Consider the following 16,777-nt stretch of genomic DNA (forward strand, 5'->3'; position numbering starts at 1 on the left):
TCCCAAATGCTTGATCGCTTTGGGCGGCTGGTCGATATTATTGTAGCGGCGCTTTGCTTGTTAGGGCTTACAGCCTGTGGCGGAAGAGATGAAGGTTTGGGTGTGGTCATAAATCATGAGCCGGGAAACGCAGCGGCTAATCACTACGCACTTGCGCTCGAGTCAGTTTTTAGTTCTTCCGGGAGCGTGCCAGAAGCGCAAATATGCAGGGTACATTTAATTGATGTCAGGAAATCATTTGATCAGGCTGGAAGCGAAAGGGTGAGGGTATATTTCGTCTTGGCCGATCATCAAGGTGTCGTCAGGTCGGCGGACACCTGTGGGCTTCCTATGAATGAGTGCGTGATGACTATTGCCGAGAGGTCGAGGGTGAGCTGTCGGCTGGAAAAAGGGCTGGCTCCCCACTGATTCGGACGGCACTCGCGGTATTGGTGCGCGTGGCCCGTATAAGGCGTCGCGGCGGTCGGATGGGATGTATACGGCACCGCTACTGAGGGGCAGTGAGAGGGCGGCGCGGATATGCAGTAATGAATCGTTCGGACAATGGGAAACTGCAGTCCGATGAGCTGAAGTCATTTCATGTCGATTGGGATTCCAAGTGCAGGGCTTTTGTTGATGAGCTTGGCTATCAGTGATTCAGTGAATTTTTCGGCTGACAGGGGGGGCTTGGGGTTTGTGGGTGTGGAGCGAAGAAAGTGAGCGGGTATCCATGGCGCTGGATGGCGACGCGGAGGTGTGGGCATGAATTTTAATTTCCGGTTTTTCATGGTTATTGTTTTTATTTTCTATGGGGCTGGTTGCAGGTATCAAGAAGGTGGGGGCGCACCGTCTGGAAAGACCTGTGGCGTCGAGGGCAGCTCCGCCTGCCGGGTCAGCTTCCGGGAACTGGCTGCTACGCCCCGGCTATTCGATGGAAAGTTGGTGCGGATGGAGGGCTATCTCGGGGTGAGCCGGGAGCTCTTTGTACTGAATTCAAGCAAAGAGTTGTTTGAGGCCGGAGTGACTGAGGAGACCCAAGTTCGAATTAGAGGGCCAATAGATCTGCAGCAAAGCGTATTTGATGAATACGCGTATTCATGGGTCTCGATAATCGGGGTGTTCAGGACAAGAGAGAGTGACAATTCGACAGGTGACCTGCTGCTTGGCGAAATTCACGCCCCCCTTGAAGTTCGCTCCCTACGAATCCCTGGTCCCGTTCCACGTGCGGAATTTGGAGATGTGCTCGTCAATCTTGAAGATCTGAAGTGAGCGATAGGTTGTGGAAATGGCGTTATGTGCTTTCATTTCTGCCTTCTGTGGCAGGAAAGCGGGATGATCCACAGGCGCGCCTAACATGTGATCGCATGGTCTCCATGTTAGGATTGACACTTGCCAGACAGAGACTTCGGAACATTCTCGATGGCTGGCAGAGTCACAGATATCACAGTACGCCATTTCACTCCTGGGCTGTTCAATTCTACACGTTGCGCGATTGCGTCTGTGTCATTGCGAGCTGATCGATCACGTCGATAGGCTTTGGGGCAATTTCCGCTTGGTTGAAGAATGCGAGGTTTCGCATTGAGCGCTATCGATGAAAAGGATCTCGTTTTAGCCTGTCTGCGGAGGCTGTTGGAATTCGAGCCCGCTTCCGTGGAACAGGTGTCTGGCTGGTGCCAGAGGGCGGAACCTATCAAAAACGTGCTTCGGTCAAGTTCGTATGAAATCGGAGTTCCTCGCGTGATATGGCACTATCTTGATGATGCCGATATCCGTATTCGCGATCCCCGCTATGCCGAAGCACAGGTGTTGGCCGTTAGGCGGTGTGCTGATGACTGGGCTTGAGTACATTCAGAGAAGCCATGAGCATTACATATTGCTGGCCAGATTTCATTGCGGCATCCCTCTCGGATGCTAACCCTCCGGATCTCCCTTTCCTCCGGGAAGACTGGGCCGGGATGGCGTTTGATCGCAACCTGTATGAGGATTTTGCTCCGAATGATGTTTGGGTGGCGTGGCTGAGCGCACTTTCGGAGGACCTTGAAGATATCGCGATGTGCGCGGTTCGATGTTCAGAGTGCTTCGACGGGGGAAGCCCCGTGGAAATTGAGCGAGGTCTGGATGGCCTGCGCTCCTACTGGCTCGAAGATGGGAACTTCATGCGTGATCATTATTTGTATTCGCATGATGGTCGCTGGGTTGTAAAGCTGGATCAGGACGTGACGTTGTTTGCGGGAGATGTCACTTTCCTTGAGGATGTTGTCGCGCGACTTGGTGGTGTAGAGCATGTCGAGAAGATGATGCGACGGGACCTGATTGGTACAGCTGAGGACGTTGTTGGCCTCGGTGGGTACGTCAAGGGGCTTCTTGCGCCATTGAACGCATCGACTCCATAGCTGATTGCTGCGTAGAAGATTGGGTGTGCAGGTGCTATGTGATGGAGTAGCCTCAAAAGGAGGAGCTGAGTGCCAGGGTTTGTTGAAAGCTTCCCCATTTGGGCTTCCATCATTCTAGGTGCCATGTGGATAAACGCATTTGCGGCTCACAGGATGTTGCTTAGAATCGAGCGTGAACGGCCGGAAGTACTCGCTGCAGTCGGAATCATCAAGGTTGATTGGTGGCTTAGGTGCTTGCGCGGTATTGCAGTGCTTGCCCTTACTTCCAAAGGGCAGACGCTCCATCAGGGGGAACGGTGGGTGTTGAGGGGCGTCGTGATGATGTACGTCTTCTTGATTGCCTCCGGGGTATCCATGCTTGTTGGCATGTAGGGGACGGTGCCTCAAGGTCGTTGATGGTGGATGGATCGGCATTACGGTGAGATTGCCCGTTCCTGGCATCGCTCAGCGTTTCCCGGTTACACCTCTGCTTGGTTGCGTCCAGCGCGCAATAAAAAAACGCCGCAGTTTCCTGCGGCGTTCTTGTACTTTCCTGGTTCTGGCGAATCCTCACCCCAGCAGTTTGCGTACCTTGGTCAGCGCGGTCATGAACCGCTCGATCTCGGCGTGCGTGTTGTAGAACGCCAGCGAGGCACGGCAGGTGGCGGCGACGCCGAAGTACTGCAGCAGCGGATGCGCGCAGTGCTGGCCAGAGCGCACGGCCACGCCTTCCAGATCCAGAAGGGTGGCCAGATCGTGGGCATGCGCGCCGTCGATCAGGAACGAGACCACCGCGGCCTTCTCCGGCGCTTCGCCGATGATGCGCAGGCCGTCGACGCGGCGCAGCTCTTCGGTGAAGTGCGCCAGCAGTTCGGCTTCGCGGGCTTCCACGTTCTCCTGGCCAAGCTGCTGCAAGTAGTCGGCAGCCACGCCCAGGCCGATGAAACCGGCGATGTTCGGGGTGCCGGCTTCGAACTTGTGCGGGGCATCGTTGAACACGGTGCCGTCGAAGCTGACTTCCTTGATCATCTCGCCGCCGCCGAGGAACGGCGGCATCGCGTCCAGGTGCTCGCGGCGCGCCCACAGTGCGCCGGTGCCGGTCGGGCCGCACATCTTGTGGCCGGTGATGGCGTAGAAATCGCAGCCGATCGCGGCGACGTCGACCTTGCGGTGCGGCACGGCCTGCGAGCCATCGACCACGGTGATGATGCCGCGCTTGCGCGCTTCGCGGCAGATCTCGCGCACCGGATTGACCGTGCCCAGCACGTTGGAGACATGAGTAACCGCCAGCAGCTTGACCTCCGGGGTCATCGCCGCGCGCAGCGCATCCAGGTCCAGCGCGCCATCGGGGGTGATCTCGGCCACGCGGATGGTGGCGCCGGTACGCTGCGCGACCAGCTGCCACGGCACGATGTTGGCGTGGTGCTCCATGCGCGTGATCAGGATCACGTCACCGGCCTTCAGCCGCGGCAGCGCCCACGAATAGGCCACCAGGTTGATGGCGAAGGTGGTGCCACTGCACAGCACCAGGTCGCTGGGGCGCACGTTGAGGAAGCGTGCCAGCTTGTTGCGTGCGCCTTCGTAGGCATCGGTGGCTTCGCTGCCCAGTGCATGCACCGCGCGGCTGACGTTGGCGTTGTAGCGGCGGTAGAACTCGTCCACCGCGCCGATCACCTGCACTGGCTTCTGGCCGGTGTTGGCGTTGTCGAAATAGACCAGCGGCTTGCCGTGCACTTCACGCATCAACAGCGGGAAGTCGAGACGGACGCGGTCCCAGTCGGGGGCGCCGGTGCGTTCTTCGATCGGTCGCGGCGTGGACAGGTTCATGCCACACCCGCCTCGGCGAGGGCCTTGTCCAGGCGACGTGCCAGCTGCGCACGCAGTGCGTCGGGCAGGATCTTCAGCGGCTCGTGGCAGAACGCGGCGCTCAGCAGTGCCTGCGCCTGTGCCTGCGGCAGGCCGCGCGAGCGCAGGTAGAACAGCGCATTGGCATCGAGCTGGCCGACGGTCGCGCCGTGCGCGGCCTTCACTTCATCGGCGTCGATCACCAGTGTCGGCTGGGTGTCGATCTCGGCATCGGCCGACAGCAGCAGGTTCTTGTTGGACAGGTTCGCGTCGGTGCCATCGGCGCCTTCGCGGATCTGGATGCCACCATGGAACACCACGCGGCTGCGGTTGGCGGCGACGCCGCGCCACAGCAGTTCGCAGGCGGTATCGCGTGCGATGTGGTCGATGCCCAGGCGGGTTTCGACGTGGCGGCGGCCATTGCCAAGCAGCACGCCGTTGGCGGTCAGCTGGGCATTGTCGCCTTCCAGGCGCACGTTCAGTTCATGGCGGCTGAGCGCGGCGCCCAGTTCCAGGTCGACGCGGTGGTACTGCGCGTCGCGGGCCAGCACCGCGTCGGTGCGCAGGAAGCTGGTCTGGCGCGCGCTGCCGGCCTGCACGCGGGCGTGCTTGAGCACGGCATCACGGGCGACGTGGGCATGCAGCACGGTGTTGTCCAGGTGGGCGGAGTCACCCACGCTGAAGAGGTGCTCGACCACGCCCAGGCTGGCGCCGGCACGCAGTTCGATCAGGTGACGGTGGTGCCAGGCCAGGTCGGTGTCGCCGGCGACGCTGGCGAATACCAGCTGCAGCGGCGTTTCGACCTGCACGCCTTCATCCACGCGCAACACCACACCTTCATCGGCCAGCGCGGCATTCAGGCGGGCGAAGATCTCTTCGCTGCGTTCGTAGCGGCGGCCAAGGAAACGCACGGCGTCTTCGCCGGAGGCCAGTGCGGCCGACAGCGGCTGCAGCTGCACGCCGGCCGGCAGCGCCTGCACGTCGCTCAGCGCGGCATCCAGGCGACCGTTGACGAACACCAGGCGCGGCGCCGGAATGTCGTCCAGCAGCGCGGCGTCCAGCGCAGGGCCCTGCAGCGGCGCCGCAGCGAACGCACGGCGTTCCAGCTGGCGCAGCGAGGTGTACTTCCAGGCTTCGTTGCGGGCGGCCGGCAGGCCGTCGCGCAGGGCCGCGTCCAGCACTTCGCGGCGCGCATCGCTGCCGCAGAAGGCCTGGGCCATCGAATCAAGCAGGGCGCTCATCAGACCGCCGCCTCGGGCACGACCCGGTCCTTCAGGAAATCATAGCCGTGCGCTTCCAGTTCCAGTGCCAACTCCGGGCCGCCACTCTTGACGATGCGGCCATCGGCCAGCACGTGCACCACGTCCGGCTTGATGTAGTCCAGCAGGCGCTGGTAGTGGGTGATGACCAGGAACGAGCGATCGGCGGCGCGCAGCGCGTTGACACCATCGGCCACGCTCTTCAGCGCATCGATGTCCAGGCCCGAGTCGGTTTCGTCCAGGATCGCCAGCTTCGGTTCGAGCACGGCCAGCTGGAAGATCTCGTTGCGCTTCTTCTCGCCACCGGAGAAGCCTTCGTTGACGCCACGGTGCAGCAGTTCGTCCTTCAGGTGCAGCACGGCCAGCTTCTGGCGCACCAGCTTGAGGAACTGCATGGAATCGAGTTCTTCCTCACCGCGCGCCTTGCGCTGGGCGTTCAGTGCCGCGCGCAGGAAGTAGGTGTTGTTCACGCCCGGGATTTCCACCGGGTACTGGAACGCCAGGAACAGGCCGGCAGCGGCGCGCGCTTCCGGGTCCTGCTCCAGCAGGTCGACGCCGTCGAACTGCACGCTGCCTTCGGTCACTTCGTAGCCGTCGCGGCCGGCCAGGACATTGCCCAGGGTGGACTTGCCGGCGCCGTTCGGGCCCATGATGGCGTGCACCTGGCCGGGCTGGACGTCCAGCGACAGGCCCTTGAGGATTTCCTTGTCGCCGATGCGGGCGTGGAGGTTTTCGATCTTCAGCATGGTGGGGGTTTCCGTGGGGCGGGCCGCGGCCCGCCGGTAAAGAGAATGCGTTTGCGAGGGGCAGGGGCGGGCGGTCAGCCCACCGAACCTTCCAGCGAGACTTCCAGCAGCTTCTTGGCTTCCACCGCGAACTCCATCGGCAGTTCGCGGAACACCTGCTTGCAGAAGCCGTCGACGATCATAGACACCGCGTCTTCCTGGCTGATGCCACGGGCGCGGCAGTAGAACAGCTGGTCGTCGGAAATCTTCGAGGTGGTGGCCTCGTGCTCGACGGTGGCGCCCGGGTTCTTCACCTCGATGTAGGGGAAGGTGTGCGCGCCGCACTGCTTGCCGATCAGCAGCGAATCGCACTGGGTGTAGTTGCGCGCGCCATCGGCATTGCGGTCCACACGCACCAGGCCGCGGTAGGTGTTCTGGCCGCGGCCGGCACTGATGCCCTTGCTGACGATCTTGCTCTTGGTGCGCTTGCCGACGTGGATCATCTTGGTGCCGGTGTCGGCCTGCTGGCGGTGATGGGTCAGCGCCACGGAGTGGAACTCACCGACCGAGTCGTCGCCCAGCAGCACGCAGGACGGGTACTTCCAGGTGATCGCCGAGCCGGTTTCGACCTGGGTCCAGGTGACCTTGCTGCGCGCACCACGGCACTCGGCACGCTTGGTGACGAAGTTGTAGATGCCGCCGACGCCGTTCTCGTCGCCCGGGTACCAGTTCTGCACGGTGGAGTACTTGATCTCCGCGTCTTCCAGCGCGACCAGCTCGACCACTGCGGCGTGCAGCTGGTTCTCGTCGCGCATCGGCGCGGTGCAGCCTTCCAGGTAGGACACGTAGGCCTTGTCCTCGCACACGATGAGGGTGCGCTCGAACTGGCCGGTGTGGCCGGCATTGATGCGGAAGTAGGTGCTCAGTTCCATCGGGCAGCGAACGCCTTTGGGAATGAACACGAAGCTGCCATCGGAGAACACCGCCGAGTTGAGCGCGGCGAAGTAGTTGTCGCCCACCGGCACCACGGTGCCCAGGTACTGGCGGACCAGTTCCGGGTGTTCCTTGATGGCCTCGGACATCGAGCAGAAGATGATGCCCTTCTCGGCCAGTTCCTTGCGGAACGTGGTGCCGACGGACACCGAGTCGAACACCGCGTCCACCGCCACGCCGGCCAGCTTGGCACGCTCGTGCAGCGGCACGCCCAGCTTGTCGTAGGTGTCGAGCAGTTCCTTCGGCACGTCATCCAGCGAGGCGTACTTCGGGCCCTTCGGCGCGGAGTAGTAGCTGAGCGCCTGCAGGTCGATCGGCGCGATCTCCAGCTTGGCCCAGTCCGGCATCGGCATGGTCAGGAAGTGGCGGTAGGCGTCCAGGCGCCACTGCGTCATCCACTCCGGCTCTTCCTTCTTGGCCGACAGGGCACGGATGGTGTCCTCGTCCAGGCCCGGCGGCAGGGAGTCCGATTCGATCTCGGTGATGAAGCCGGCCGAATACTTGCGGCCGAGCTGCTCGTGGATCTCGCGGTTGGGGGTGTCGTCGTGGGCGACGTTTTCGATGGTTTCGGTGGCCATGGGGGGGCTGCCTACGGATCAGGAGACGACGTCGACAGCGATGGTGCGGCGCTGTTCGTCATCGGCAAGGGGGAGAGGGGGCAGGATCTGCGCAAGGGTGACATCGCGCAGGGCCTCGGAGACCACGTCGTTGATCAACCGCCAGCTGCTGCGCGCGCCGCACTTGGGCGCCATGCCGCACTGGTGGTGGTCGTGGCTGCATTCGGTCAGGGCCAGCGGCCCTTCCATCGCTTCGACCACTTCGAACAGCGAGATCTCGATGGCCGGGCGGGTCAGGCGGTAGCCGCCACGGACGCCGCGCAGGCCTTCAACCAGGCCGGCCTGGGCCAGCGGCTTGAGCACCTTGCTGACGGTGGGCGGCTCCAGACCGGTGAATTCGGCCAGCTCGGTGGCACTGAGCACCTCGCCCGGACGGGCGGCGAGCACGGTCAGCACGACGGTGGCGTAATCGGTGAGTTTGGTGACGCGCAACATGGGGATGCGAGTGGTTCTTAAAGCGGACTGAAATTGTACGCTTTTATTCGCCGCCATCCAACCCGGGCATTCAGCCGGCGCTGGGGCCGGGCCGGGAGGACACACCGGGGCCGTTGCCAGGGCGCAATGCTGCGCCAACGGGGTGATTTTCGCAATCACCCGGAATGGGCGAGAATCCCTGTTCCATTCGCTGCAAACAGCCCGTGCCGATGCCGAAGAAGATCCAAGCCCGCAAGTCCGCCATCCATGGCAACGGCGTGTTCGCCGTGGCCCCGATCAAGCAGGGCGAGCGCGTGATCCAGTACAAGGGCCTGCTGCGCAGCCACGGCGACGTTGATGCCGATGACAGCGGCGACGTCGAAAGTGGCCATACCTTCCTGTTCACCCTCAACGACGACTGGGTGATCGATGCCAACTACAAGGGCAATGACGCGCGCTGGATCAACCACAGCTGCGACCCGAACTGCGAGGCGGTGATCGAGGAAGACGAGGACGGCGACAGCCGCGGCGACAAGGTGTTCATCGAGGCGCTGCGTGACATCAAGGCCGGCGAAGAGCTGACCTACAACTACGGCATCACCCTGGCCGAGCGCCACACCGCCAAGCTGAAGAAGATCTGGGAATGCCGCTGCGGCTCGCCCAAGTGCACCGGCACCATGCTGCAGCCCAAGCGCTGACCCGCAGCGGGTAGTGCCGGCCGCTGGCCGGTACACATGTGAAAAGCGTGCCGGCCAGCGGCCGGCACTACCTTACTTACCCAGCACGCCTGCCGGCACCAGGTTGCCCAGGTTCTGGTTGAAGGTGACCACCAGCTTGCCGTTCTTCACCTGCGCCGACTGCACCTGCAGCGCGCCGAGCAGGCCGGCCACGGCCGGGTCCAGCTTGTAGATCGGTTCGCGCTGGGCGTAGTCGCTCAGCCAGGCATTGAGCAGGCCGCGGGTGCGCGAATCGAGGCGACCGCCCTGGTTGGCCGGGGTGAAGTCATCCACGCTCGGCTGCTGCAGGTGGAAGCCCTGGGTCTGCGAGTCGTAGCGCAGTCCACTGCTGAGCTTCACCGTGCCCAGCTTGGCCGGGTTGCCACCGGCGGTGGCCAGTGCCACATCCATGCCCAGGTTCAGCCGCTCGCCGGCCGGAAGGCTCAGCTGTGGATGGCTCATGGTCAGCGCGATCAGGCCGCCGAGGGCGTCCTGGGTGCGTGGGAAGCTGCCATCGAGGTACTGCTGCACGTCACTGGCGCCGACCGACAGTTCGCGGCCGGAAATGGAAGGGGCGGCCTGGGCGCCGATCGCAGCGGCGATCAGTACGGTGGAGGCCGCGAGGCGGATCATCAGGGAACGCAGGCGCATGGCGGTGACCGGTGGATATGAATGGACGAATCAAAGAGTAGCCGTGCCGGCTGAATCGCGCGTGCATGCCGCTGCAACGGTTCAGTCCAGCGATGGGCGCAGTTGCGCCGACTGGATCTGCCAGGCGCGGCCATCGGCACGGGGTTGCACCCGGTACCAGCCACCGAAGCGGAAGGTGCCCTCAGGGGTCACTGCGCGGATCTGCACCGGAACCTCCAGCAGCTGCGGCGGCTGGTGACCGTCGCGCGCGATCGGTAGTTCGCTGGTCAGGCGCAGGCTGCGCACGTCCGTGAGCTGGCGCAATGCGGCATCGTCGGCGCGTCGTGCATCGCTGGGCGGGAATGTCCACGCGGCGTCGACGGCCTTGCGATCGCGATTGAGCAGGGCCATGACATAGGCATTGAGCATTCCCGCCGGCAGCTCGGCCTCGGCCGCGACGGCGGCAAACAGGGGATCGACATCGATGGCCTGCACGGCCGGTGCATCGCCTTCTGCGGCGGTCTGTGACTTCGTGCGGGCAGCCACCTCGGCCGTGGCCGACGGTGTGGCATCCGCTGGATCGGATTGCGATGGCGGCCGGGAACAGGCCAGCAGCACCAGCGGTGCGAGCAGTATCAGGAACCTGCGCATGTCTGCCTCCTCCCCGAGGCGAACGGAAGGAGGCAGTGTATCGACTGTGCCGCGATCAGCGGGAGGAGGGCAGCTGTTCCAGTGCATCCAGCGCCGGCAGCACCTGCGCGGCGATGGCGGCCAGGGCATGCCCTTCGGTGTCGGCGTGGCGCTGCACAATGTCGCGCAGCAGCTGGGTGGCGATCACCAGGGTCGCGCGCTCGTCGCCGCTGATACCAGCGGTGCGCGGCGCCGCTTCCAGCAGGCGCATCAGGTCGCGGCTTGCGCGATGTTCCAGTTCGATGGTGCAGCGCCCGGTGCACTGCAACCCGTCCTTTTCGATGGGGGTCACCGAGATCCGGTAGCGGGTGGAGGGGCTGGCCATGAGGGTGTGCTCGCCGTAGCTGTGGAGGATGTGCCCACCTTAGGCAAGGCCGTGCCCGGCGGCGATGGCCGGGGCTGCACGCAGTGTTCCACCCGGTACGTTCCGGGGCCGCAACGGACCACGCCCAGCCAATGGCGACGGGCCTGTACGCGCATTCCCGGGGATGCGGCAACGCTGTGTTGCGGGCTGTGGTTGGGACAAAAAAAACGGGACGGCCAGAGCCGTCCCGTCGGAATCCGCGTTGGGGCGCGCGCTTACAGCGCGGCGTCCTTCAGCTTCTTCAGCGGACGCACCTTCAGCTTGGTGGTGGCCGGCTTGGCAGCGAACCACTGCTCTTCCTTGGTGAACGGGTTGATGCCCTTGCGCTTCGGCTTGGCCGGCACATTGACGGTGGTGATCTTCAGCAGGCCCGGCAGGGTGAAGGAGCCAGCGCCCTTCTTGTGCACCGAGGAGGCGACGGCGCTTTCAAGCGAGGCCAGCACAGCGCGGACGTCCTTGGCGATGACGCCGGAGGCTTCAGCGATGTGTGCAACCAGGCCGGACTTGGTCAGCACTTCCTTGATCGGCTTCGGAGCGGCCGGCTTGGCGGCTGCCTTCGTCGCGACTTTCTTCACTGCCTTCTTCGGGGCAGCCTTCTTAGCGGTCTTTGCCATGGTTTCCTGTTCCGTGAACGGTTGGTTGTTTGGTCGGCGCCGAACCCCGTCGGCAAGCGCAATGTAGGGCAACTCTCGGGCGCCGCCAATAGCCCGAAGCGCGGAAAGTGCATGTTTTTTCATATCCAGGCCGATTCAGTACATGGCCGGCAGTGGGGGAAGGGGGTGTGGCAGCGCGCGCGATGGCCCGCGCCCGCCCGTCGGAGGAATGCGCGAAACCACTGAAAACAAGGGAAAAATGCGCGCCGGTCTGGCGAAGAAGTGACCAGTTGTCCGGTTTCCGGCGGACCTGTAGCGTGCGGCGGAGCGACGCAGGGCTAACGCCTCCCGTGCGAGGGTGACCGTTCATCACCGTCACGCAGGAGCAGCACATGGGAATCTCGCGACACGCCACCGCGCACTGGGAAGGCGATCTGAAGTCGGGCAAGGGGCAGCTGAGCACGCCGCAGAGCGGGCTGCTGGACAAGACACGCTACGGCTTCAACAGCCGTTTCGGCGACGAAAAGGGCACCAATCCGGAAGAACTGATCGCTGCCGCGCACGCCGGCTGTTTCACCATGGCGCTGTCGGCCAAGCTCGGCGAGGCCGGCTTTACCCCGACCTCGCTGGATACCGAAGCCAAGGTCGATCTGTCGCTGGAAGGCGGCCCGCAGCTGTCGCAGATCCGGCTGAAGGTGAAGGCCGTGGTGCCGGGCATCGACGCGACGCAGTTCCGTGCGATTGCCGATGACGCCAAGCAGAACTGCCCGGTATCCAAGGCATTGAGCGCAGTGCCGATCAGCCTGGAAGCCGAGCTGGGCTGAGGGTAGTGCCGGCCGCTGGCCGGCAACCGCATGATGTCGAGGTCCAGGTAGCAGCCGGCCAGCGTTATGGCGGCCTTCCTGGCCGCCACCCTCCGGGCCGTCGCGTCCGACGTTGGCAGCGGCTCCTGCCGCTGCCTTCGGCTCTACCATCCCCCATCACAATCACCAATCAAGGGTGCCGGTAATCACCGTCTGCACCTGGCCACCGGACCAGACTTCCCCGTCTTCATCGACGAAAAGGGTCAGGCGCGCGTCGTGGCCGACTTCGCGGCCCTGGCTGACTTCGAACGGTGCGCGACCACGGGGCAGCGCATCGCGCAGGTCCAGCCATGCGGCCAGCACCGCATTGGCAGCACCGGAGGCGGCGTCCTCGAAGCGGCGTCCATTGCCGACGAAGGCACGTACCGCCAGATCGAAGCCCTCGCTGCCATCGCTGAAGGCATAGGCGAACACGCCCATGCTGTCGGTGGACTCGGCCAGTGCGGCCACCGCATCCCAGTCCGGCTGCAGCGCGCGCAATGCGGCCTCATCGGCCACCTGCACCACCCACCAGCTGCGTCCGCCCTGCATCCGCGCCGGCGGCAGCGTGCCCAGCGGCCAGTCCTTCAGTGCGGCCTGCAGGCGTGGATCGGTCGCCTCGGCAGTCTCGGCCAGCTGCGCGCGCGGCGTGCGGATGGCGATGCGCTGCTGCACACCCTCACCGCTGACGCGCAGCGGCAGGGCACCGGCAATGCCGTCCTGCACCAGCACACCATCGACCGCTGCGGCCAGGCCGGCCTGCAGCACCGCATGTGCGGTGCCGACGCTGGGGTGGCCGGCAAACGGAACTTCCTTCTGCGGGCTGAACATGCGCAGCCGGTAACTGGCACCGGCGACCTGCGGCGGGAACACGAAGGTGGTTTCGGGCAGACGCGTCCAGCGCGCGATGGCCTGCATGCTGGCGTCGTCCAGGCCCTCGGCATCGAGCACCACGGCCAGCGGATTGCCAGCGCCGGCGCGCGGGGAAAACACATCCAGCTGCAGGAAACGGCGGGTGGACATCAGGCGGCACTCCAGTAAACAGGCCGCATAGCGTAGCGCGGGGCACCCAAAAGGGGACGGGGGGAATTAAGTCGCTTTTGCCCCATGTGCCATAAGCGACTTAATTCCCTCCGTCCCCTTTTTTCCGTGGGCTACCAGCGGATGTGGCCGTCGATGACCGCCTGCACCTGGCCGCCGATCCAGACCGTGCCCTGCGCATCGACCTGCACCTGCACGCGGCCGTCGCGGCCGACTTCGCGGCCCTGGCTGGCCACGTAGTGGCCCTCGCGGCCGGGCAGGGCGTTGCGCTGCCGCAGCCAGGCACCGATCAGGGCATTGGCGCTGCCGGTGACCGGATCTTCCGGCACGCTGGCCGCATCAGCGGGGCAGAAGGCGCGCACCACCCGGGTGTGGTCGGTGCCAGCTTCGTCGGCGAACACGGCCAGGCCGGTGGCATCAGTGGTGAGGCTCCAGTCGGCCAGTGCGGCCATGTCCGGCACCAGGTTGCGTACGGCGGAGGCGTCGCGCAGCGGCAGCAGCCACCAGCGAGCGCCGTTGTCCCAGAGTTCGGGTACGTGCCCGCTAGCAGCCAGCGCCAGCAGCGCTTCCGGCGCTCCGTCCGCCGCTGTGTCCAGTTGCTGCGCCGGTGGGCTGGCCAGTTGGATCTGCAGTGCCTCGGCCGGGCCGCTCACCCGTACCGGCAGCAACCCCGCCGCGCATTGCTGCAGCAGGGCACCGTCGCGTGGTTGCGCCAGGCCGCAGGTCACCGCCGCCCAGGCGGCGCCGACGCTGGGGTGGCCGGCAAATGCCAGCTCGCGGGTCGGAGTGAAGATGCGGATGTGGTAGTCGGCGCCGGGCGCGCTGGGGCGCAGGAAGAACACCGTCTCGGACAGGTTCAGCCAGGCGGCCAGGGCCTGCATCTGCTCGCCGGAGAGGTCGTCGGCATCCAGGAGGGCGCCCAGCGGATTGCCAGTGCCGGGGCGGGGGGCGAAGACATCGAGCTGCAGGTAACGAAGGACGGCCATCTACGGGGATATTGCGCTTAGAATCAAAGGTTCCGCCCCTGAGGGCGGCTTCCCCACATTCTACATAGCCAATCCATGTCAGCTTCCCCCCTTGTCGATCGTTGGATCGTACTGAAGTTCGGCGGCACTTCGGTGTCGCGTCGTCACCGCTGGGACACGATCGGGAAGCTGGCGAAAAAACGCGCGGAAGAGACCGGCTCGCGCGTGCTGGTGGTGGTGTCGGCGCTGTCCGGGGTCACCAACGAACTGACCGCGATCGCCGATGGCGCGCCGGACAGCCGTGATCGCGTGGCGGCGCTGGTCGAACGCCACGAGGCCTTCCTGGTTGAACTCGGCCTGGGTCGCGAGGTGCTGGCCGAGCGCCTGGCGGCGCTGCAGGGGCTGCTCGACGACGCGCGCGCGGCCACCCGGCCGCTGCAGTGGCAGGCCGAAGTGCTGGGCCAGGGCGAACTGCTGTCCTCCACCCTGGGCGCGGCCTACCTGCACGCCTCGGGCCTGGACATGGGCTGGATGGATGCCCGCCAGTGGCTGGACGCGATGCCGCCGCAGCCGAACCAGAGCGACTGGTCGCAGCGGCTGTCGGTGAACTGCCAGTGGCGTGCCGATGCGGAGTGGATGCAGCGCTTCCGCGCGCAGCCGACCCGCCTGCTGATCACCCAGGGCTTCATTTCGCGGCATGCCGATGGTGGTACCGCCATCCTCGGCCGTGGTGGCTCGGATACCTCGGCGGCGTACTTCGGTGCGCTGCTCGGTGCCAGCCGCGTGGAGATCTGGACCGATGTGCCGGGCATGTTCAGTGCCAACCCGAAGGACGTGCCGGACGCGCGCCTGCTGACCCGCCTGGATTATTACGAGGCGCAGGAAATCGCCACCACTGGCGCCAAGGTGCTGCACCCGCGCTCGATCAAGCCGTGCCGCGATGCTGGCGTGCCAATGGCCATCCTCGATACCGAGCGCCCGGAACTGCCGGGCACCAGCATCGATGGCAGCGCTGCGCCGGTCCCGGGCGTGAAGGCGATCAGCCGCCGCAACGGCATCGTGCTGGTGTCGATGGAAGGCATCGGCATGTGGCAGCAGGTCGGCTTCCTGGCCGATGTGTTCAACCTGTTCAAGAAGCATGGCCTGTCGGTGGACCTGATCGGTTCGGCCGAAACCAACGTCACCGTATCGCTGGATCCGTCCGAGAACCTGGTCAACACCGATGTGCTGGCCGCGCTGTCGGCCGACCTGTCGCAGATCTGCAAGGTGAAGGTGATCGTGCCGTGCGCAGCGATCACCCTGGTTGGCCGCGGCATGCGTTCGCTGCTGCACAAGCTGTCGGACGTGTGGGCCACGTTCGGCCGCGAGCGCGTGCACATGATCTCGCAGTCGTCCAACGACCTGAACCTGACCTTCGTCATCGACGAAGCCGATGCCGATGGCCTGCTGCCGATCCTGCACGCCGAGCTGATCGACAGCGGTGCGATGCCGGTGGAAGAGACCGAAGTGTTCGGCCCACGCTGGCGCGAGATCGCCGGCACCGTGCGCCCGCGTGGCACGCCGTGGTGGCGGGGCCAGCGGGCGCACCTGCTGCAGCTGGCCGATGCTGGCACGCCGCGCTATGTCTACCACCTGCCGACCGTGCGCGCCCGTGCCCGCGCGCTGGCCGCGATCAAGCCGATCGACCAGCGTTACTACGCGATCAAGGCCAACAGCCATCCGGCCATCCTGCAGCTGCTGGAGGCCGAGGGCTTCGGCCTGGAGTGCGTCTCGCACGGCGAACTGAAGCACGTGTTCCAGCACCTGCCGGAACTGTCGCCCAAGCGTGTGCTGTTCACCCCCAGCTTCTGCCCGCGCAGCGAGTACGAAGCCGCGTTCGCGCTGGGCGTGACCGTCACCGTCGACAACGTCGAAGCGCTGCAGCGCTGGCCGGACCTGTTCCGCAACCGCGAGCTGTGGCTGCGCGTGGATCTGGGCCGTGGCGAAGGCCACCATGCCAAGGTCCGTACCGGCGGCAAGGACTCCAAGTTCGGCCTGCCGATCGCCCGCGTCGATGAGTTCGTGCGCGCGGCCACCGATCTGGGCAGCCGCGTGGTCGGCCTGCACGCGCACCTCGGCAGTGGCGTGGAAACCGCGCAGCACTGGCGCCTGATGTGCGATGAGCTGGCCGGTTTCGCCCGCCGCATCGGCAGCGTGCACACCATCGACATCGGCGGTGGCCTGCCGATTCCGTACAGCGACGAAGACGAGCCGTTCGACCTGGACGCCTGGGCCGAGGGCCTGGCCGAGGTCAAGGCGCTGCATCCGGCATTCCGCCTGGCGATCGAGCCGGGCCGCTACCTGGTGGCCGAGTCCGGCGTGCTGCTGACCCATGTCACCCAGGTGGTGGAGAAGGACGGCGTGCGCCGTGTTGGCCTGGATGCCGGCATGAACGCACTGATGCGGCCGGCCCTGTACGACGCCTGGCACGACATCGAGAACCTCAGCCGCCAGGGCGGTTATGCCGAAGCGGCGTTCGATGTGGTCGGCCCGATCTGCGAATCCAGCGATGTCTTCGGCAAGCGCCGCAAGCTGCCGGTGTCGACCGCGCCGGACGACGTGATGCTGATCGCCGATGCCGGCGCCTACGGCTATTCGATGGCCAACACCTACAACCAGCGGATGCTGCCGCGCGAAGACGTGATCGAATGATCGCCGCGCGCGCCCTGCACCCGCCCACCGACACGCCCCGC

The 16,777-nt window shown here is 65.0% G+C and carries 16 protein-coding genes; 5 read left to right on the forward strand and 11 right to left on the reverse strand.

The features are described 5' to 3' along the window. The first annotated feature begins 741 nt into the window (after window positions 1-741). Both ACSYAO_RS05160 and ACSYAO_RS05165 read left to right on the forward strand, forming a co-directional pair. Complete coding sequence (locus ACSYAO_RS05160; RefSeq protein ID WP_157805892.1) at window positions 742-1,248, forward strand: hypothetical protein; 507 nt, start codon at window positions 742-744, stop codon at window positions 1,246-1,248. Between the two features lie 590 nt (window positions 1,249-1,838). Beyond that, on the forward strand, window positions 1,839-2,372 hold the full coding sequence (locus tag ACSYAO_RS05165; protein WP_238380386.1) for a hypothetical protein: 534 nt from the start codon (window positions 1,839-1,841) through the stop codon (window positions 2,370-2,372). Between the two features lie 549 nt (window positions 2,373-2,921). On the opposite strand, the gene ACSYAO_RS05170 is transcribed toward ACSYAO_RS05165, so the two are convergent. The 5 genes from ACSYAO_RS05170 to ACSYAO_RS05190 form a co-directional block, all read right to left on the reverse strand. Further along, window positions 2,922-4,178 carry a cysteine desulfurase gene (locus ACSYAO_RS05170; protein WP_005408431.1) on the reverse strand — a complete coding sequence of 419 codons (1,257 nt, stop codon included), beginning with the start codon at window positions 4,176-4,178 and terminating at the stop codon, window positions 2,922-2,924. After that, on the reverse strand, window positions 4,175-5,437 hold the full coding sequence (gene sufD, locus ACSYAO_RS05175) for a Fe-S cluster assembly protein SufD (RefSeq protein ID WP_100437476.1): 1,263 nt from the start codon (window positions 5,435-5,437) through the stop codon (window positions 4,175-4,177). Before sufD ends, ACSYAO_RS05170 begins: the two co-directional genes overlap by 4 nt. Further along, a complete protein-coding gene (sufC, locus tag ACSYAO_RS05180) occupies window positions 5,437-6,201 on the reverse strand; it encodes a Fe-S cluster assembly ATPase SufC (protein WP_019337095.1) in 765 nt (254 codons plus the stop codon). Before sufC ends, sufD begins: the two co-directional genes overlap by 1 nt. A 74-nt stretch (window positions 6,202-6,275) precedes the next feature. Continuing rightward, entirely contained in the window at window positions 6,276-7,751 is a 1,476-nt protein-coding gene (gene sufB / locus ACSYAO_RS05185; protein ID WP_043396952.1) for a Fe-S cluster assembly protein SufB, read from the reverse strand. 18 nt (window positions 7,752-7,769) lie between these two features. Further along, window positions 7,770-8,225, reverse strand: a complete 456-nt coding sequence (locus tag ACSYAO_RS05190) for an SUF system Fe-S cluster assembly regulator (protein ID WP_005408436.1) — start codon at window positions 8,223-8,225, stop codon at window positions 7,770-7,772. 209 nt (window positions 8,226-8,434) lie between these two features. Here ACSYAO_RS05190 and ACSYAO_RS05195 point away from each other — a divergent pair, with 209 nt between their 5' ends. Then, on the forward strand, window positions 8,435-8,902 hold the full coding sequence (locus ACSYAO_RS05195) for an SET domain-containing protein (RefSeq protein WP_012479369.1): 468 nt from the start codon (window positions 8,435-8,437) through the stop codon (window positions 8,900-8,902). A gap of 72 nt (window positions 8,903-8,974) precedes the next feature. Here the strand turns inward: ACSYAO_RS05195 and ACSYAO_RS05200 are convergent, their stop codons facing one another. The 4 genes from ACSYAO_RS05200 to ACSYAO_RS05215 form a co-directional block, all read right to left on the reverse strand. Then, window positions 8,975-9,571: a DUF1439 domain-containing protein gene (locus ACSYAO_RS05200; protein WP_197655983.1), complete on the reverse strand. Its 597-nt coding sequence runs from the start codon at window positions 9,569-9,571 to the stop codon at window positions 8,975-8,977. A gap of 81 nt (window positions 9,572-9,652) precedes the next feature. After that, the gene (locus tag ACSYAO_RS05205) at window positions 9,653-10,201 is read right to left on the reverse strand and encodes a hypothetical protein (RefSeq protein WP_197655984.1); all 549 of its coding nucleotides are present in this window, start codon (window positions 10,199-10,201) and stop codon (window positions 9,653-9,655) included. 55 nt (window positions 10,202-10,256) lie between these two features. Then, entirely contained in the window at window positions 10,257-10,565 is a 309-nt protein-coding gene (locus tag ACSYAO_RS05210; RefSeq protein WP_049398822.1) for a DUF3861 family protein, read from the reverse strand. Between the two features lie 254 nt (window positions 10,566-10,819). Beyond that, the gene (locus tag ACSYAO_RS05215) at window positions 10,820-11,218 is read right to left on the reverse strand and encodes an HU family DNA-binding protein (protein ID WP_010483539.1); all 399 of its coding nucleotides are present in this window, start codon (window positions 11,216-11,218) and stop codon (window positions 10,820-10,822) included. A gap of 371 nt (window positions 11,219-11,589) precedes the next feature. Between ACSYAO_RS05215 and ACSYAO_RS05220 the strand changes: the two genes are divergently transcribed. Further along, the gene (locus ACSYAO_RS05220; protein ID WP_005408443.1) at window positions 11,590-12,021 is read left to right on the forward strand and encodes an OsmC family protein; all 432 of its coding nucleotides are present in this window, start codon (window positions 11,590-11,592) and stop codon (window positions 12,019-12,021) included. A gap of 162 nt (window positions 12,022-12,183) precedes the next feature. On the opposite strand, the gene ACSYAO_RS05225 is transcribed toward ACSYAO_RS05220, so the two are convergent. Both ACSYAO_RS05225 and ACSYAO_RS05230 read right to left on the reverse strand, forming a co-directional pair. Further along, window positions 12,184-13,062, reverse strand: coding sequence for a PhzF family phenazine biosynthesis protein (locus tag ACSYAO_RS05225; RefSeq protein ID WP_100437479.1), 879 nt, complete (start codon window positions 13,060-13,062; stop codon window positions 12,184-12,186). 131 nt (window positions 13,063-13,193) lie between these two features. Next, complete coding sequence (locus tag ACSYAO_RS05230) at window positions 13,194-14,066, reverse strand: PhzF family phenazine biosynthesis protein (RefSeq protein WP_100437480.1); 873 nt, start codon at window positions 14,064-14,066, stop codon at window positions 13,194-13,196. Between the two features lie 75 nt (window positions 14,067-14,141). On the opposite strand from ACSYAO_RS05230, the gene ACSYAO_RS05235 reads away from it, so the two are divergent. Then, window positions 14,142-16,736, forward strand: coding sequence for a bifunctional aspartate kinase/diaminopimelate decarboxylase (locus ACSYAO_RS05235; RefSeq protein ID WP_100437481.1), 2,595 nt, complete (start codon window positions 14,142-14,144; stop codon window positions 16,734-16,736). The last annotated feature ends 41 nt before the right edge of the window (window positions 16,737-16,777 follow it).

This window comes from Stenotrophomonas sp. STK16_22, assembly GCF_051984505.1.
Lineage (GTDB): Bacteria > Pseudomonadota > Gammaproteobacteria > Xanthomonadales > Xanthomonadaceae > Stenotrophomonas > Stenotrophomonas maltophilia_A.

Excerpts from the sequence above, each read along its gene's own strand:
- ACSYAO_RS05200 (WP_197655983.1), bottom strand. The coding sequence starts at position 9,571 with ATGCGCCTGCGTTCCCTGATGATCCGCCTCGCGGCCTCCACCGTACTG.
- ACSYAO_RS05235 (WP_100437481.1), top strand. The coding sequence starts at position 14,142 with ATGTCAGCTTCCCCCCTTGTCGATCGTTGGATCGTACTGAAGTTCGGC.
- ACSYAO_RS05190 (WP_005408436.1), bottom strand. The coding sequence starts at position 8,225 with ATGTTGCGCGTCACCAAACTCACCGATTACGCCACCGTCGTGCTGACC.
- ACSYAO_RS05230 (WP_100437480.1), bottom strand. The coding sequence starts at position 14,066 with ATGGCCGTCCTTCGTTACCTGCAGCTCGATGTCTTCGCCCCCCGCCCC.
- ACSYAO_RS05165 (WP_238380386.1), top strand. The coding sequence starts at position 1,839 with ATGAGCATTACATATTGCTGGCCAGATTTCATTGCGGCATCCCTCTCG.
- ACSYAO_RS05215 (WP_010483539.1), bottom strand. The coding sequence starts at position 11,218 with ATGGCAAAGACCGCTAAGAAGGCTGCCCCGAAGAAGGCAGTGAAGAAA.
- ACSYAO_RS05220 (WP_005408443.1), top strand. The coding sequence starts at position 11,590 with ATGGGAATCTCGCGACACGCCACCGCGCACTGGGAAGGCGATCTGAAG.
- sufD (WP_100437476.1), bottom strand. The coding sequence starts at position 5,437 with ATGAGCGCCCTGCTTGATTCGATGGCCCAGGCCTTCTGCGGCAGCGAT.
- ACSYAO_RS05225 (WP_100437479.1), bottom strand. The coding sequence starts at position 13,062 with ATGTCCACCCGCCGTTTCCTGCAGCTGGATGTGTTTTCCCCGCGCGCC.
- ACSYAO_RS05205 (WP_197655984.1), bottom strand. The coding sequence starts at position 10,201 with ATGCGCAGGTTCCTGATACTGCTCGCACCGCTGGTGCTGCTGGCCTGT.
- ACSYAO_RS05160 (WP_157805892.1), top strand. The coding sequence starts at position 742 with ATGAATTTTAATTTCCGGTTTTTCATGGTTATTGTTTTTATTTTCTAT.
- ACSYAO_RS05210 (WP_049398822.1), bottom strand. The coding sequence starts at position 10,565 with ATGGCCAGCCCCTCCACCCGCTACCGGATCTCGGTGACCCCCATCGAA.
- sufB (WP_043396952.1), bottom strand. The coding sequence starts at position 7,751 with ATGGCCACCGAAACCATCGAAAACGTCGCCCACGACGACACCCCCAAC.
- ACSYAO_RS05170 (WP_005408431.1), bottom strand. The coding sequence starts at position 4,178 with ATGAACCTGTCCACGCCGCGACCGATCGAAGAACGCACCGGCGCCCCC.
- ACSYAO_RS05195 (WP_012479369.1), top strand. The coding sequence starts at position 8,435 with ATGCCGAAGAAGATCCAAGCCCGCAAGTCCGCCATCCATGGCAACGGC.
- sufC (WP_019337095.1), bottom strand. The coding sequence starts at position 6,201 with ATGCTGAAGATCGAAAACCTCCACGCCCGCATCGGCGACAAGGAAATC.